Annotated in this window: 12 protein-coding genes; 5 read left to right on the plus strand and 7 right to left on the minus strand. The window is 71.0% G+C overall.

Going from position 1 to position 14,329, the window contains the following annotated elements; all coding sequences use genetic code 11:
• From D7W81_RS32360 to D7W81_RS32370, 3 genes are all read left to right on the plus strand, one after another.
• On the plus strand, positions 1 to 593 hold a 593-nt coding region (locus D7W81_RS32360), incomplete at its 5' end, for an STM4013/SEN3800 family hydrolase (protein ID WP_120559264.1).
• Complete coding sequence (locus D7W81_RS32365; protein ID WP_120559265.1) at positions 590 to 1,903, plus strand: STM4012 family radical SAM protein; 1,314 nt, start codon at positions 590 to 592, stop codon at positions 1,901 to 1,903. The genes D7W81_RS32360 and D7W81_RS32365, both read left to right, overlap by 4 nt.
• Positions 1,900 to 2,799 (plus strand): STM4011 family radical SAM protein, encoded by a 900-nt coding sequence (locus tag D7W81_RS32370; RefSeq protein WP_120559266.1) that lies wholly within the window; start codon positions 1,900 to 1,902, stop codon positions 2,797 to 2,799. The genes D7W81_RS32365 and D7W81_RS32370 overlap by 4 nt, the downstream gene beginning before the upstream one ends.
• On the opposite strand, the gene D7W81_RS32375 is transcribed toward D7W81_RS32370, so the two are convergent.
• The 3 genes from D7W81_RS32375 to D7W81_RS32385 form a co-directional block, all read right to left on the minus strand.
• Positions 2,766 to 3,911, minus strand: coding sequence for an STM4014 family protein (locus tag D7W81_RS32375; protein ID WP_120559267.1), 1,146 nt, complete (start codon positions 3,909 to 3,911; stop codon positions 2,766 to 2,768). The two genes, D7W81_RS32370 and D7W81_RS32375, sit on opposite strands and share 34 nt — an antisense overlap.
• Before the next feature lie 9 nt (positions 3,912 to 3,920).
• The gene (locus tag D7W81_RS32380; RefSeq protein WP_120559268.1) at positions 3,921 to 5,288 is read right to left on the minus strand and encodes a WGR domain-containing protein; all 1,368 of its coding nucleotides are present in this window, start codon (positions 5,286 to 5,288) and stop codon (positions 3,921 to 3,923) included.
• A gap of 62 nt (positions 5,289 to 5,350) precedes the next feature.
• On the minus strand, positions 5,351 to 6,679 hold the full coding sequence (locus D7W81_RS32385; RefSeq protein ID WP_167508128.1) for an OmpA family protein: 1,329 nt from the start codon (positions 6,677 to 6,679) through the stop codon (positions 5,351 to 5,353).
• Between the two features lie 251 nt (positions 6,680 to 6,930).
• On the opposite strand from D7W81_RS32385, the gene D7W81_RS32390 reads away from it, so the two are divergent.
• Complete coding sequence (locus D7W81_RS32390) at positions 6,931 to 7,359, plus strand: hypothetical protein (protein ID WP_147445700.1); 429 nt, start codon at positions 6,931 to 6,933, stop codon at positions 7,357 to 7,359.
• 26 nt (positions 7,360 to 7,385) lie between these two features.
• Here D7W81_RS32390 and D7W81_RS42105 read toward each other — a convergent pair whose 3' ends face one another.
• The 3 genes from D7W81_RS42105 to D7W81_RS32405 all read right to left on the minus strand — a co-directional run bounded on the left by D7W81_RS42105 (position 7,386) and on the right by D7W81_RS32405 (position 11,965).
• The gene (locus tag D7W81_RS42105; protein WP_147445701.1) at positions 7,386 to 7,703 is read right to left on the minus strand and encodes a hypothetical protein; all 318 of its coding nucleotides are present in this window, start codon (positions 7,701 to 7,703) and stop codon (positions 7,386 to 7,388) included.
• Positions 7,704 to 7,926: 223 nt separating this feature from the next.
• Positions 7,927 to 9,528 carry a ribonuclease H-like domain-containing protein gene (locus tag D7W81_RS32400; RefSeq protein WP_120559272.1) on the minus strand — a complete coding sequence of 534 codons (1,602 nt, stop codon included), beginning with the start codon at positions 9,526 to 9,528 and terminating at the stop codon, positions 7,927 to 7,929.
• Between the two features lie 16 nt (positions 9,529 to 9,544).
• Positions 9,545 to 11,965, minus strand: a complete 2,421-nt coding sequence (locus tag D7W81_RS32405) for a DEAD/DEAH box helicase (RefSeq protein WP_208721549.1) — start codon at positions 11,963 to 11,965, stop codon at positions 9,545 to 9,547.
• Positions 11,966 to 12,150: 185 nt separating this feature from the next.
• Here D7W81_RS32405 and D7W81_RS32410 point away from each other — a divergent pair, with 185 nt between their 5' ends.
• Positions 12,151 to 13,398 (plus strand): ArsB/NhaD family transporter, encoded by a 1,248-nt coding sequence (locus tag D7W81_RS32410; protein ID WP_120559273.1) that lies wholly within the window; start codon positions 12,151 to 12,153, stop codon positions 13,396 to 13,398.
• A 15-nt stretch (positions 13,399 to 13,413) separates the two neighbouring features.
• Here D7W81_RS32410 and D7W81_RS32415 read toward each other — a convergent pair whose 3' ends face one another.
• On the minus strand, positions 13,414 to 14,247 hold the full coding sequence (locus tag D7W81_RS32415; protein ID WP_208721551.1) for a hypothetical protein: 834 nt from the start codon (positions 14,245 to 14,247) through the stop codon (positions 13,414 to 13,416).
• Between the last annotated feature and the right edge of the window lie 82 nt (positions 14,248 to 14,329).

The raw sequence follows: 14,329 nt of genomic DNA on the forward strand, positions 1-14,329 counted from the left end.
CCCCGGGCCGCCACCCGCGCCCCTTCGCCCTTCGCTTCGAAGGCAGCGAGACGACGGGCCCCGGCACCTGCGTGCTGGACGCGCCGGACCTCGTCACGGGCCTGGCCGGGCGCGGCTATCACACGGTGTGTATTGGCGGGACGGGGTTCTTCAACCAGCGGAACCCCCTGGGCCGCGTGCTCCCGGGCCTCTTCTCCGAGGCGCACTGGGACCCCTCGCTGGGCGTCACCGACCCCCAATCCACGGAAAATCAGGCATCACTCGCAGTGAAAATCCTGGGATCGTTGCCCCGGGAGCAGCGGGTGTTCCTGTTCATCAACGTCTCCGCGCTGCACCAGCCCAACCGGCACTACGTGCCCGGGGCGACGGAGGACTCCAAGGCGACGCAGGCGGCGGCCCTGGCGTACGTGGACAGCCAGCTGGGGCCCCTGTTCCAGGCCCTGCGACAGCGTGGCCCGGCGTTCTGCATCGTGTGCTCGGACCACGGGACGGCGTACGGCGAGGATGGTTACTCCGGGCACCGGCTGGGGCACCCGGTGGTGTGGACGGTGCCCTATGGGGAGTTCGTGCTGCCAGTAGACTCCGCGCCATGACGCGCCTGGAGTCGATGCTCGAGGGGACGCCGTATGTGGCGTACCTCTACGGCTACCCGCACAAGACGGCCTACCGCCCGCTCACGCCCGCGCTGCCGCTGGAGGACGTCTGGGCGAAGGAGCGGCGGGACGCGCTGTTCCTCTACCTGCACGTGCCCTTCTGCGAGATGCGCTGCGGGTTCTGCAACCTCTTCACCGCCGCGGGGCCGAAGGAGGACGTCGTTGAAGCGTGGCTCGCCGCGCTGAAGCGGGAGGCCCGCCGGGTGAAGGACGCGCTGGGGCCGGCCACGTTCGCGCGCGCGGCCATTGGCGGAGGCACCCCCACCCTGCTGGACGTCGCGGGCCTGGAGACGGTGTTCGACCTGGCGGCGGAGCTGGGCGTCAACCCACGCGACGTGCCCATGTCCGTGGAGGTGTCGCCGGAGACGGTGGACGCGGACAAGGTGGCGCTCTTGAAGGCCCGGGGCGTGGACCGGGTGAGCATGGGCGTGCAGAGCTTCCTGGAGGCGGAGGTCGCCGCGGTGAAGCGGCCGCAGAAGACGGCGCAGGTGGAGGCCACGCTGGACCTGCTCCGCGGCGCGGGCTTTCCCACCCTCAACCTGGACCTCATCTACGGCATCGAGGGCCAGACGGTGGAGACGTTCCTCCACTCGCTGGAGGCGGCGCTGCGGTACGCGCCGGAGGAGCTGTACCTCTACCCGCTCTACGTGCGGCCCCTCACCTTCCTGGGCAAGAAGTCGCGCGCGTGGGACGACCTGCGGCTGTCGCTCTACCGGACCGGCCGGGACTTCCTCCTGTCGCGCGGCTACACGCAGGTGTCCATGCGGATGTTCCGCGCGGCGCACGCACCAGCGGCTCGCGGCGCGGTGTACCGCTGCCAGGAGGACGGCATGGTGGGCCTGGGCGTGGGGGCGCGCTCCTACGCGGGCGCGGTGCACTACTCGTCCGAGTACGCCGTGGCTTCGCGCGAGGTGCGCGGCATCATCCAGGCGTACGTGGAGCGCGACGCGGCGTCGTTCGGTGAGGTGCGCTACGGCTTCGTGTTGGACGCGGCCGAGCAGCGTCACCGGCACCTGGTGCTGTCGCTCTTGGCGGAGGGCGTGGACGCGGGCGTGTACCGCCAGCGCTTCGGCTCGGAGGCGAAGGCGGACTTCCCGATGCTCGCGGAGCTGGAGTCGCACGGGCTGGCGCGCGACGTGGACGGCGTCTTCCAGCTCACGCCAGCGGGTGTGGAGCGCTCGGACTTGATTGGCCCGTGGCTGGACTCCGAGGCCGTGCGCGCGCGCATGCAGGAGTACGCCTGGCGATGAAGCTCACCGTGCTCTACCGGGGCCCGCTGTCCGGCTGCAACTACGGCTGCGAGTACTGCCCCTTCGGCAAGTGGAAGCAGAGCGAGGAGGAGCTGACGAAGGACCGCGCGGACCTGGAGCGGTTCCTCCAGTGGGTGGAGTCGCGCACGCAGGACACCGTGTCCGTGTTCTTCACGCCGTGGGGCGAGGCGCTCATCTGGCCCTGGTACCAGCAGGCCCTGGCGCGCCTCACGCACCTGCCCCACGTGGAGCGCGCGGCGGTGCAGACGAACCTCTCCTGCCGGCTGGACTGGCTGGGCGACTGCCGCACGGACAAGCTGGGCATCTGGGCCACGTACCACCCGGAGTGGATGAAGCGCTCGCGCTTCCTCGCGCAGTGCCAGCAGCTGTCGGAGCACGGCGTGCGGCACAGCGCGGGCATGGTGGGCTTCCGGCGCTTCGCGGATGAAGCGGAGGCCCTGCGCCGCGAGCTTCCCGACGACACGTACCTGTGGATCAACGCGGTGAAGGATGGCCTGGACGCGTACACGCCCGAGGACGTGGAGCGCTTCACCCGCATCGACCCGCTCTTCCCGGTGAACAACACCCGCCACCCCAGCCGCGGCCGCGCCTGCCGTGGCGGCGAGTCCGTGCTGTCCGTGGACGGTGACGGCACCGCGTACCGGTGCCACTTCATCAAGGAGCCGCTGGGCAACGTCTACGCGCCGGACTTCGACGCCGCGTTGAAGCCGCGCCCGTGCTCGAAGGACACGTGCGGGTGTCACATCGGCTACGTGCATCTGGAGTACCTGGAGCTGGACCGCGTGTTCGGCTCCGGGCTGCTGGAGCGCGTGCCGGCGACGCGGCTGTGGACGGGCGGGGCTCAGCGCAGCGCTTCGCGGATCTCCCAGTCGTAGACGGACAGGCCGTCGCGCGTGAGGCCGGGGAGCAGGTCCCCGAAGGCGTTCGCCTCCAGCACGCGGTGGCCCTGGAAGAAGTCCTCGAACATCAGGTCGATGCCCACGTGGAGGCAGTCGTGCGCGCGGGCTACGGCGCGGCAGCTCTCCATCGCGGCCTCCAGCTCACGAGGAGGCACCGCCGCGTGGAACGCGTCCAGGTCCCCCCGGTAGCCGCCCAGGTGCAGGTTGGTGATGGGCAGGCGGCTCTGGCGCACGACGGTGAAGGCGGGCTCGCCGCTGACGGCGACGACACGGCAGTCGAATACGTCCCCACCCAGCCGCGCCTTGGGCCGGGACTCTTCCACCTGCGAGCCTTCACGCAGGAGGAAGGCCAGCACCGCGTCCACGTCCCGGGCGTCCGTCACGCGGCGCACCTTGAGGGAGTTGAACCAGCCGGTGGCGCCCCGGTGCAGGCTGGTGAGCAGCGAGCCCACGGCGCCTTCCGTCCGGCCCGGCCGGTACACGGCGAGGCACGACGCGGACGAGCCGCACGACAGCTTCACGTACGCCTCACGGAAGTCGGCCTCGCGAAGGGCCTGCCGCAGGACGTCCGGCGTGGCACCCGAGGGCAGGTCCACAAAGGGCGGCACGGGGATGCCCAGGCCCGCGTACCGGCGCGAGGTGATCCGCTTGTCGAACAGGTCCGCGATGGCGTCCGGCGCGGACAGCAAGCGCCAGTGCGGACGCAGCGCGAACCGCGCGGACAGGTCCTCCAGCACGCGCAGGAAGCCCAGGTGCTGCTGCCGGGGACAGAGCACGCGGCCGTGTTCGTCCGGCAGCGCGTCCAGTGCCTCGGGCGTCACGGTGTCGCAGCCGGTGCCCAGTGCATCTTCGTAACCGCGCTGGAGGAAGAGTCGCTCCACGGCAGCGTCCTCCCCCGCCGCGTCGATGCGGACGATGCGCTCCGTGTCGGGCAGCTCCAGGAGGACATCGGGGGCGCGGGCCACCGTCTCCCACGCCACCACGTGCGCGGGAAGAAGCCCGGCACGGACCAGGGCCTCCTGGAAGAGCGTGACGCGCCGGTTCCCGGGGTTGCCGATGATCAGGAACGGCGGCGCGGCGGACGGCATGGCGGCGGGCTACTCGCCCACGGCGGCGTAGCGGGACTCCTCGTCGTAGGGCTCGCGCTGGTTGCCGCTGACGACCGACGGGGCGGCGGTCGCGACCCGCTTCTGCCCCTCCTTCGTGAGGAAGTTCTCGGAGACATCCAGCAGCTTGAGGTGCTGGAAGGCCTTCGCGTTCGTGGCGAGCAGCTGGGCGCCCGCGTCGGTCATCGTGCCCATGGACAGGTCCAGCTCGTCGAGCTGCGCGAGCACCTTCGCCCTGGGCAGCACCTCGCACAGCGCATCGGTGAACTCCGCGTTGCGCAGGCGAAGCTCGCGGAGCTCCGGCACGCCCTCACCGTCGAGCAGCGGCTGGAGGTCGTTCACGCCGCCCGCCGCGCCGTAGTTCTCCGACCCGAACCAGACTTCCAGCGCCGCCAGCTTTGGCCACTTCGCCTTCACGATGGACTTCACGGCCGCCAGCGGCAGGCCGCCCGTCTCCACCGTGAAGACGCGCAGCTCCGGCAGGTCGAGCTGCCCCAGTTCAATCTCCCCACCGCGCACGCGCAGCTCCCGCAGCTCCGGGAACTGACGGTACAGGGGCTGGAGGTTGCCCACGTGCGTCCAGGAGATCTCCGTGTCGTCCGGGTACTCGAAGTCGCCGATGAACAGGTCGTGGAGCGCCTTGGATGGCTTCGCCTTCCCGAGCACCGCCAGGACGTCGTGGTACTCGTTCTCGCCATCGAAGCTGGCCATGCCGATGGTCAGGCTCCGCAGGAAGCACGCGGAGGGATGGGCCAGCAGCTTGCGGAGGACCTCCGGGACGTCCGCGGTCGAGTCGTAGTCCACCTGCCCCACGCGGGCCTCGCGGATGAAGCCCAGGTGCCACTCCAGCTTGAGCGTCTCCTCGGACACGGCCTCTTGCAGGTCGTCGCCCAGGAGTTCGGCCGCGTGCGCCTCGATGTACTTCTCGGCCTGCTTGAGCACCCTGGCGGCCTGCTCAGCGGGCACGTCCATCGCGGAGTGCTGGAGCAGGATGAGCTCGGCGCGCGGGTCGCCCTCGCCCTTGAGCCATTCGGCGTAGGCGAGGTAGCCCTTCACGTCGTCGGGCTTCGCGAGGATGGCGGCCTCCAGGTCCGGGTTGACGGCGGACTCGGCGGTGGCCTCTCCACCGTCGTCGTCACCGCCCGCCTTGGAGCCCTCGGCGAGCGTGTAGCCCTTGCGCTCCTTCTCGCGGACCTGCGCGTCGTAGGCCTTCTTCGCCTCGGCCTTGGAGTCGAACTCCTCGACCTTCTCCTGACCGTCGGTGCCGATGCGGCCCCAGCGCTTGGTCAGCGTGGTGCCCTCCAGCGTGATCTCCCAGAACTTGCTGGAGCTGCCTTCGGTGAACTCGTAGCGGGGCATCGCGCGTCCCTTTGGCGAACAACGCCCGGGACGCTAGAGGAGCCCTCCGGCAACCTCAAGGCTCAGGGACGCAACAGCACCAGCTCCACGCGGCGGTTGAGCTCACGACCGCGGGGAATCAGGTTGGGGGCCTTGGGGCTGCGGTCGCCCAGGCCCACGGCCTCCACGCGGGACGGGGCCACGCCGGCGCGGACGAGCATGTCCGCCACGGCGCGGGCGCGGGCATCGGAGAGGCTCTGCCGCGCGGGCTCGGGGACTTCCTTCGAGTCGGTGTGGCCCTCGATGCGCAGGCGGGCCTTCGGGTCGCGCACGAGCAGGTCGACCGCCAGGTCCAGGCCCGTGAGCGTGGCCTTGGCGGGCACGGGCTTCTTCTCATCGAAGCTCAGGGGCTCGGGCAGCTCGATGCGGCCCTCCTGCACCTTGGCGGCCTTGGCGGCCTTGGGCGCGGGCACCAGCGCGAAGGCCAGTGACGCTTCGGCGCCGGCGCTCAGCTCCACCTGGCGCGTCTGCGCGAGGAAGCCGTCCGCGATGAGGTCCACCGTGTACGCGCCCGCGGTCAGCGGCACGTCCTGCGGCTTGCGGCCCTTGTTGGCAGTGGCGACCGTGAGCTTCAGCGGCTCGCCGTTGCCGCGCACGAAGGCGGTGGCTTTGGTGGGCTTCTTGGACGTCACCTCCAGGCGCAGGCGGCTGGGGGCCACCGGCGTGCGCTCCACGGGCGGCGTCACGGAGACGACGGCGGTCGTGGGCTTCACGCCCGCGTCCGGCGCGGCCGTGGGCTGGACGACCTTCACGGGGGCGCCGGCATCCACGGGGGACGGCTTCACGGGCGGCGGCGCGGTGGCGACGGCGGGCTCGTCCTTCAGCGGCTGGATCATCTCCGCGGTGACGGCGTGGGTGAGCTTGAGCTTGAGGCGGGGATCCGGCGCGTTGGGCACGACGGCGGGGGACGCCTTCACCACGACGCGCAGCCCGCGCTGGGTCTGGAAGCCGACGGACGCGGTGATCTTCCAGAGGAAGCCGTTGGTCTCGCTGAACAGGCTCCAGGAGCCGTTGGTGTACGTGACGCGCGAGACGAGGGTGTGCTCGCCGGGTTCGACCTTCAGGTTCGCGAGCCGGTGCACGCCGGGCGCGTTGAGCTCCTCCAGCGACGGGACGGCGAGCGGTTCGCCATCCAGGAGGAAGTCGGTCTCCACCAGCCGGTAGCCGTCCTCGGGCTTGAAGCCCGCGAAGAGCACCTGCACTTCGGAGGGTGATTCCGGGACCATGTCGCGCAGCTGGCGTTCCAGCTCCGCGCGCACCTGTTCCTCGCGCGTCGGTTCCGCCGCGAACGCGCCCGGGGCAAGAAGTCCCGCGAGGACCAGTGATCCGATGTGAAGGAAGGAGGAATCCACGAGGCGCCACGCAGCATGGCACAAGGCGCCCCGGGACGATGCAGGGATACAGTCCTGTAGAGGGAGCAGGCGGGCGCCACGGGCCTGTACCAGGGGGCTGGTTGAAGGCTTCACGGTGAATCCCTCGTTCCATCCAGCCCTGGCAAGGCGAGGCGGGGATGGATCATCCTCGCGGGTGCATGGAACCGGCGCCTGTCCCCTCCTCTCCCAAGGTGGCATCCCGCTTTTCACGGCGGGCATGGGCCTGGAGCGTGGTGGGAGCGGTGGTGACGCTGGGGATGTTCGCGGGGACGGTGCGGGTGGACCGGTCGGCGCGAGGGCCGGCGTGGCTCCAGCAGGGCGAGTGGGTGAACGTGGGCCCGTCGCTCCACGTGCTGTTCCCGGAGTCCTACCGGCCGGAGCTGGCTCCGGGGATGACACTGGAGTACCAGCTGCCGGACATGCCCGCCCCGCTCGAAACGGTCATCGAGCAGGTGGAAGGTCCGGAGGCGTCGCTCCAGTTCGCGAAGGTCCGGCAGCCGACGGACGCGGCGTACCGGGAGGGAGCGGTGCTGGTCCGGGCGCACGTGTCGTCCCGGATCGACGAGCGGGCCGGAGAGCCGGGCCAGGCCTGGGTGAAGCTGGGCACGCAGCGGCTGATTGTCGCGTGGTTCCCGGGCCTGCGTGCCGCGCTGCCATGAAGCGGGCTTTGTTGTTGATGATGGGGCTAGCCGCCGTCGGCTGCGCACGTGCCTTCGTGGCAGCCGGTGCCCCGGTGGAGGTGGAGGATGGCCGTTCGATTGTCTTCCCCCAGTTCTTCGAGCAGGCGCCGGTCCAGGTCGGCGCATCCGAACAGCCTGTCGTGCTGGATGGAGCCGTGCTCCGGGCCCTGACCCTGGCGGCCGATGACCATCTGCCTCCGGACCGGTCCGACACGCCATGCGCGGAGCGGCGGGCATCTCATGTCTTCAGGGTCATCCAGCGCGAGGACATCCTTTTCATCCGCATCGATGTGGATCCTTCGGCGTGCGGTGGAACCCAGCAAGGGCTCGACTCCGGAGTCCGGTACGCCATCAGCCGTGACGGCCGCATCCTTCGGCGGGTCCTGGATGGGATGGAGCCGTACGTCCCCCTCGTGGACGGTGGTGCCGTGGAGAAGGCCGCCCCTGGCGTCTCTCCATCCTTCGACCCGGAGCGCCCGCGTCCCCTGCCCTTCCTGGGACCGTCCCGGGATGCAGGAGCCGCGCTCGACGGAGGGGGCCTGACGCTCAGGCCCCCTGACGCGACAGCCGCCGCGACAGCCGTTCCAGGCGGAGCTGGTGGTCCTCGGGCAGCTCCACGGGGGCCGCCAGCCTCGCGTGGTACAGGGCCCGGGACAGGTCCTTGAGCGAGTGTTCGTAGAGCTTCGTCAGGGACAGGTGCAGCACTGCGCCCTGGCCGGGCTTCGCGAACGTGAGCGCCCTCTGCAGGTGCGCCGCCGCCGTCTCGCAGTCCCCCGAGCGGCGGCAGAGCCGTGAGGCCAGCACCAGCGCCTCGATTCCCACCGGGCCGCCGCTCTCCGCCGCAACCTTCGCGAAGGTCAGCGCGCGCTGCGCATCCCCTGCCCGCTCCGCCACCTGCGCGAAGCCGAGCAGGTCCCTCGGGTCCTGCTGCTCCGTGCCTTCCGACTGGAAGCGGCGCACCAGGTCACCCAGCAGCGCCGCCAGGAGCAACAGGTCCTTCTGGTTGTGCTCCAGCACCGGCACCAGCTCCGAGCCGTCCGTGCCTCGCAGGAAGCGGAAGTACAGCTCCGGGATCAACGAGCCGTCGACGTCCCCCACCCGGTGATGCCCCAGCACCTTCGACTCCAGGTGCACCAGCCGCGCGCCCTCGCCCCGGTGCTTGAACACGCGACGTGCGCAGTGCAGCAGGTCCAGGTGCGGCAGCTCCTTCGGCACCGGCACCCGGTTGAGCACGAAGCGCGTGCGCAGGAGCGGCCAGTCGAAGCTCTTGCCGTTGTACGTGACGAGGCAGGACGACGACGCCATGCGCTCGGCCAGGAGGCGCAGCATGGGCGCCTCTTCTCCCATGCGTCGCAGGAAGAGCTGCTGCACGCGCAGGGAACGGCCCTCGAACCAGCCCAGGCCCACGAGGAACGGTACCGTGCCCGTGCCGCCCGCGAGCCCCGTCGTCTCCGTGTCCAGCATCAGCATCCGCGTGAAGTCCACCGACTCCAGCTCTGGATGCAGCGCCAGCCCCGCCACCAGCCGCGCCTCCACGTCGAGCGCTGCCGCCACCGGCGCCGTGCCGTGACAGTGCTCCGGCGGGTACAGCTGCTCGGCCACGTGCACCGTGCCATGCGGCGTCGACCGTGCCTCCACCGGCAGCGCACGCGGCTCGGGGACCGGCGCCAGCGCCTTCCGAGCGGATGCCGTACCCTGACGCTCCGCCCAGAACGACAGCATCTGGCGCAGTGATTCCACCCGCGGATCCGCGGCCCCGCCCGTCGCGCCGCCCTGCTTCGCCGCGAAGCGCCGCCGAGCCTCCTCGCGCAGGTCCACAAGCCCGTCCGCGCGGGCCCGAGCACCTTCCTCCGCGTGCCCCTCTTCAGGTGCCTGCGTGGCTGGTGCTCCGGCTTCCACGCCGGGGGCGGGCTCACCCTCCCCGTCCATCGACAAGCGCTTGCGCAGCGCCTGGACCAGCACCTCCGCGATGGTGGTCGTGCCCGCCTCTTCCACCGGCGGAATCGCCTCGGCGGCCGGTGCCACGGCGCGCGCCTCCACCGCGGGTGCCTCCACCACCGGAGCCACCGCCACGGTGTTCACGGGTCCCCGGGCCTGACTGCCGGGGCCCGCGCTGGAGAGTCGGGACAGCTTGCGCTTCAGGTCCATGCTGCGCCCGTGCTCCTCACTGCACCCCGGCGACGCCGAGCGCCGCCAGCAGGTCCAACGCCAGCCGCTTGCGCGGATGCGCCCCCGACGGCGCGCTGCCCGGCTGACCACCCGCTGCCGGCCCGATGCACGCCGGACACCCGTCCTCGCACGGGCACGACTCCAGCAACTTGCGCCCTCGCAGCAGCAGTTCCTCGCGCTGATCGTACAGCCGCGCCGCCAGCCCCACGCCGCCGGGCACGTTGTCGTAGAGGAACAGCGTCGGATCGAAGCCCACGCCTCCCTCCTTGCGCGGCGGACCGTCCGGCTCGTCCTTGCTGCCCAGCGTCCGGCCCAGGTCGCGCGGGTCGCTCATCAACCCCACGCACGCCACCGTGCGCAGCGCGGAACCCAGGCCTCGAAGCGCGTCGATGACCGCGGGCCTCGGAGCGTCCATCGCGCGCACCACCGCCTCCGGCACCGTCAGCCACAGCGCCGACGTGTGCATCTGCATCTCCGGCAGCCGCACGTCGCCGTAGCCCACGTTCTCATGCGTGTGGAACTTGATCTTCTTGTAGCCGACCACCTTCTCGATGACGGACACCTCGCCCAGCCCCGCGTGCAGCGACGGCCCCAGCGGCGCGCCCTGGTCCTCCTGGATGACGCTCACGCGCACGTTCGTCATCGCGTCCGTGAAGTAGTCCGGCGCCACCTTGCGAACGAACGCCTTGTGGTTCTCCAGGTCCAGCATCTCCACCTGGTACTGCTCGGAGTCGTGCTGGTAGATGGCCTGCTCGTGCAGCTGCGTGTGCGCGGAGCGGAAGTCCATCTCCGCCAGCGTCTTGTCCGTGCCGCGCTCGATGACCACCACGTTGTCCCAGCCCACGCTGCGCAGGGACACGTGGTGCGCCGGGTACGCGTCCGACGACCAGTGGAACATCCGCCGCCCGCCCTCCGGCGCCTGCGACGGGTGCACCACCTGGTGCTGCGTGAGGAAGTCCAGCGCCTCCGTGGTGTTCTCCACCGGCACGTCGCCGAACGAGTCCCCTTCCTCGAAGGGCAGCTCGAACGCCGCGCACTTCAGGTGCTGGACCAGGATCTCCACGTTGTCCGGATCAATGCGCGCGTGCTCCACCGGAGCGCCCGTGAGCGCGCGCGGATCCGCCGCGAAGTATTGATCCAGCGGCGCACTGGACGTCACCAGCAGCGCCAGGCTCCCCATGCCCCGCCGGCCCGCGCGGCCGAAGCGCTGCGCCAGCGCCGCCACGGAGCCCGGGTAGCCCGCGCAGACCACGGCATCCAGCGACCCGATGTCGATGCCCAATTCCAGCGCGTTCGTGGCCACCACGCAGCGCACCTCGCCCGCGCGCATCGCGGCCTCCGTCGCGCGGCGGGTGCCCGGCAGGTAGCCGCCCCGGTAGCCCTGGATGAGCGACGGGTCCAGCTTCTCCTCCACGAACCGGTCGCGGAGGTACTTGAGCATCACCTCCACGTTGTTGCGCGACTGGCCGAACAGCAGCGTGGACACCCCCGCGCGCACCAGGTCCGAGGTGAGCCGCACCGCGCTCTTGAGATAGCTGGCGCGGATGCCCAGCTCCGCGTTCACCACCGGCGGGTTGTAGACCAGCACCCGGCGCTCGCCGGACGGCGCGCCGCTCTCCGACACGAGCGCCACCTCGCGCCCCAGCATCCGCTCCGCGTGCGCCTTCGGGTTGCCGATGGTCGCCGACGCCAGGATGAACGTGGGCGAAGCCCCATGGAACCGCGCCACCCGCTGCAACCGGCGCAGCACGTTCGCCAGGTGCGAGCCGAAGACGCCCCGGTACGTGTGCAGCTCGTCGATGACGACGTAGCGCAGGTTCGAGAACAGCCGCGCCCAGTTCGCGTGGTGCGGCAGGATGCCCGTGTGCAGCATGTCCGGGTTGGTGAGCACCACGCCCGCGCGCTCCCGGGCTGCCCGGCGCGCGTCCCCCGGCGTGTCACCGTCGAAGGTGATGGCGCCGTGGCCCAGGCCCGCCTCGCGCATGAACGCGCGCAGCGACTCTTCCTGGTCGCGCGACAGGGCCTTGGTGGGGAACAGGTAGAGCGCGCGCGCATCCGGCTCGCGAGCGAAGCGATCCAGCAGCGGCAGGTTGTAGCAGAGGCTCTTGCCGGAGGCCGTGGGCGTGGCGATGACCAGGCTCTCCCCGTCGCGGGCCCGTTCGAAGGCCTCCGCCTGGTGGGAGAAGAGCTGCTCCACGCCCCGGCGCTTCAGCGCATCCCGGACCTGGGGGGACAGGTCCTCCGGCAGCGGCGCGAACACGCCGGAGCGAGCGGGCGTCACGGCGTCGTGGACGATGTTCGGCCACACCTGCCGGTCCGTCCGCCAACCCTGGAGGACGGCGTCCAGTCCGCGAGCCCCCGACCACGGCGTGCGGCGCGGGCCGGAGAAGGCCTCGGTTTCCTTCTCGGGCTTCATAGGGCCGGCCACTGTACAGACGTGTACCCGGAAGGACAACGCGCGTCAGGACCCACCACGGCGGTCTTTTGGGGGCCCATCACCCACATTCCCGCCGGGCAGTAGCCGGCCCGATTCCCTCCTGGGCAGGCGGCCTCCGGGGGACCTCGACGGGCTTCCGGTGTGGACCCTAGTGTCCCGCGCCCGTGGCGCTCGCGATCTTCCTCTTCACGTACATCTTCATTGCCGGGGCGAGGCTGCCCTTCATCAAGCTGGACCGTCCCGGAGGCGCGCTGCTGGGCGCCACGTTGATGGTCGTCGCCGGGGCCGTCACGCCCGCGGAGGTCTTCGGCCACAGCACGGACCGGGGCCAGCAGGCCATCGACATGGACACCATCGTCCTCTTGCTGGGGATGATGCTGCTGGCCGTGTACCTGGCGCAGGCGAACTTCTTCCGAGCCGCCGGGGCCAGGGCCCTCAAGGTCGCGCACACGCCCCGGCTGCTGCTGGTGGCCGTGACGTTCGTCAGCGCGTTCCTGTCCGCGTTCCTCGTCAACGACACCGTGTGCCTGTTCCTCACGCCGCTGGTGCTGGTGGTGGTGGAGGACGCGCGCCTGCCGCCCGTGCCGTACCTGCTCGCGGTGTGCATGGGCAGCAACAGCGGCTCCGTGGCCACCTTCACCGGCAACCCGCAGAACATGCTGATCCAGGGCGCGTCCGGCCTGGGCTACGCGCGGTTCGCCGCGTACATGGCCCTGCCCGCGGTGCTCTCCACCGCCATCGTCGCCGTGGCGCTGCTCTACCTCTTCCGCAAGGAGCTGCCGTCCGCGCGCTTCGACACGCACCCGCCTCCGCTGGAGGTGGACCGCCGGCTGCTGGCGCTGGGACTGGGGAGCCTCTTGGGCGTGGTGGTGGCGTTCTTCGCGGGACTGCCCATGAGCTGGAGCGCGCTCGCGGGCGGAGTGCTGGTGATGTCACTCTCCGGGCACGAGCCGCGCGAGGCCCTGGAGCGTGTGGACTGGGTGCTGCTGCTCTTCTTCGCCAGCCTCTTCATCGTCGTGCACGGGGTGCACAAGGCGGGCTGGGCGGAGGAGATCCGCCACCTCTTCTCCCCGCTGATGGCCGGCCCCCCGTGGCGCGAGACGCTGGGCTTCGCGGGCCTCACGCTGGTGGCGTCCAACCTCTTCAGCAACGTGCCGTTCGTGATGCTCGCGCGAGCGTGGGTGCCGTCCATGCAGGAGCCGGAGCTGGCGTGGCACGTGCTCGCGCTGGGCTCCACGCTGGCGGGAAACCTCACGCTGGTGGGCAGCGTGGCGAACCTCATCGTCTTCGAAGCCGCGCGCGGCAAGGTCCGCATGGGCTTCATGGACTACCTGCGCGTGGGCGTGCCCGTGACGCTGATCAGCTTCGCCGTGGGCCTGGGCGTGCTCCTCGCGGAGCACGCGATCTTCTAGGCACTGGAGGACGGCTCAGGCGTCCGGATCCGGCAGCTCACCCGGGGGCAGCTGACGCTCGGGCGGAGTGAGCGCCGGCGCGGGCGCCGGGGTGACAGCGGAGGGCACGGTGTCCGGCGCGGTGTTGCCCGTGGGCGCCGAGCCCTTGCGGTTCGTGGGCGTCAGGTCCTTCACGAACATGTCCGCGACCTTGTCCAGCAGGTCCGTCATGGCCAGGCGGAACAGCTCCGGCTCCTTGCCGACCTTGAACGGATCCAGGTGCGGAGCGCCCTGCTCCACCGCGTCCAAATCGAACGGCCGGCGCCACAGCTCCGAACGTCCGTCCACCCGGAACATGCGCCCGTAACCCTTGAGGTAGGCCCCCGCGCGGCCGTCATCGCTGCGCATGCCGTAGTCCTGGATGACGAACTCCACGACGGTGTCCGCGCCCAGCGGGCCCATCAGGTCGTAGTCCGGCGCGTTGGCGGGCACCTCCTCCACCAGGAAGCTCTCCAGCGCGGAGGCCACGCGGGCCGGATCCACCGCGTCCGTCCAGGGGGCCTCTTCCGGCAGGCGCGACAGGGTGGTGACGCGCAGGCGTTCGGAGAGCTCGAAGCGCGTCACCGCCTGCTGCAGCTTCACCGTGAGCCGGCGGTCCGCCTCCTTGGGCTCCAGCTTCTTGAGCTTGTCCGAGTACGCGCTGTCCTCCTGGAACACGCGGCTCTTGGGCCCGGCGCCGTCCTCGATGCGGGAGATGAAGGCGGGCCGCTGGACCCGGTCCAGGTCCGCGCCGGACAGGCGCTGGGAAGCGCAACCGGCGGTGAAGGCGACGAGGACTGCGGCGAAAAGGAGGCTTCGGCTTCGCACCATGGGGCCCAGGCTAACCCATCCCCGCCCCCCTGGCCTGTTTGCGACCCACCGAAAGCCTGGGGAAGCCCTGTCGCTGCTATGC

The sequence above is a fragment of the Corallococcus aberystwythensis genome (assembly GCF_003612165.1).
GTDB lineage: Bacteria > Myxococcota > Myxococcia > Myxococcales > Myxococcaceae > Corallococcus > Corallococcus aberystwythensis.

Coding starts and splice junctions, on each gene's coding strand:
- D7W81_RS32365 (WP_120559265.1), top strand. CDS start 590: ATGACGCGCCTGGAGTCGATGCTCGAGGGGACGCCGTATGTGGCGTAC.
- D7W81_RS32370 (WP_120559266.1), top strand. CDS start 1,900: ATGAAGCTCACCGTGCTCTACCGGGGCCCGCTGTCCGGCTGCAACTAC.
- D7W81_RS32375 (WP_120559267.1), bottom strand. CDS start 3,911: ATGCCGTCCGCCGCGCCGCCGTTCCTGATCATCGGCAACCCCGGGAAC.
- D7W81_RS32380 (WP_120559268.1), bottom strand. CDS start 5,288: ATGCCCCGCTACGAGTTCACCGAAGGCAGCTCCAGCAAGTTCTGGGAG.
- D7W81_RS32400 (WP_120559272.1), bottom strand. CDS start 9,528: ATGGACCTGAAGCGCAAGCTGTCCCGACTCTCCAGCGCGGGCCCCGGC.
- D7W81_RS32405 (WP_208721549.1), bottom strand. CDS start 11,965: ATGAAGCCCGAGAAGGAAACCGAGGCCTTCTCCGGCCCGCGCCGCACG.
- D7W81_RS32415 (WP_208721551.1), bottom strand. CDS start 14,247: ATGGTGCGAAGCCGAAGCCTCCTTTTCGCCGCAGTCCTCGTCGCCTTC.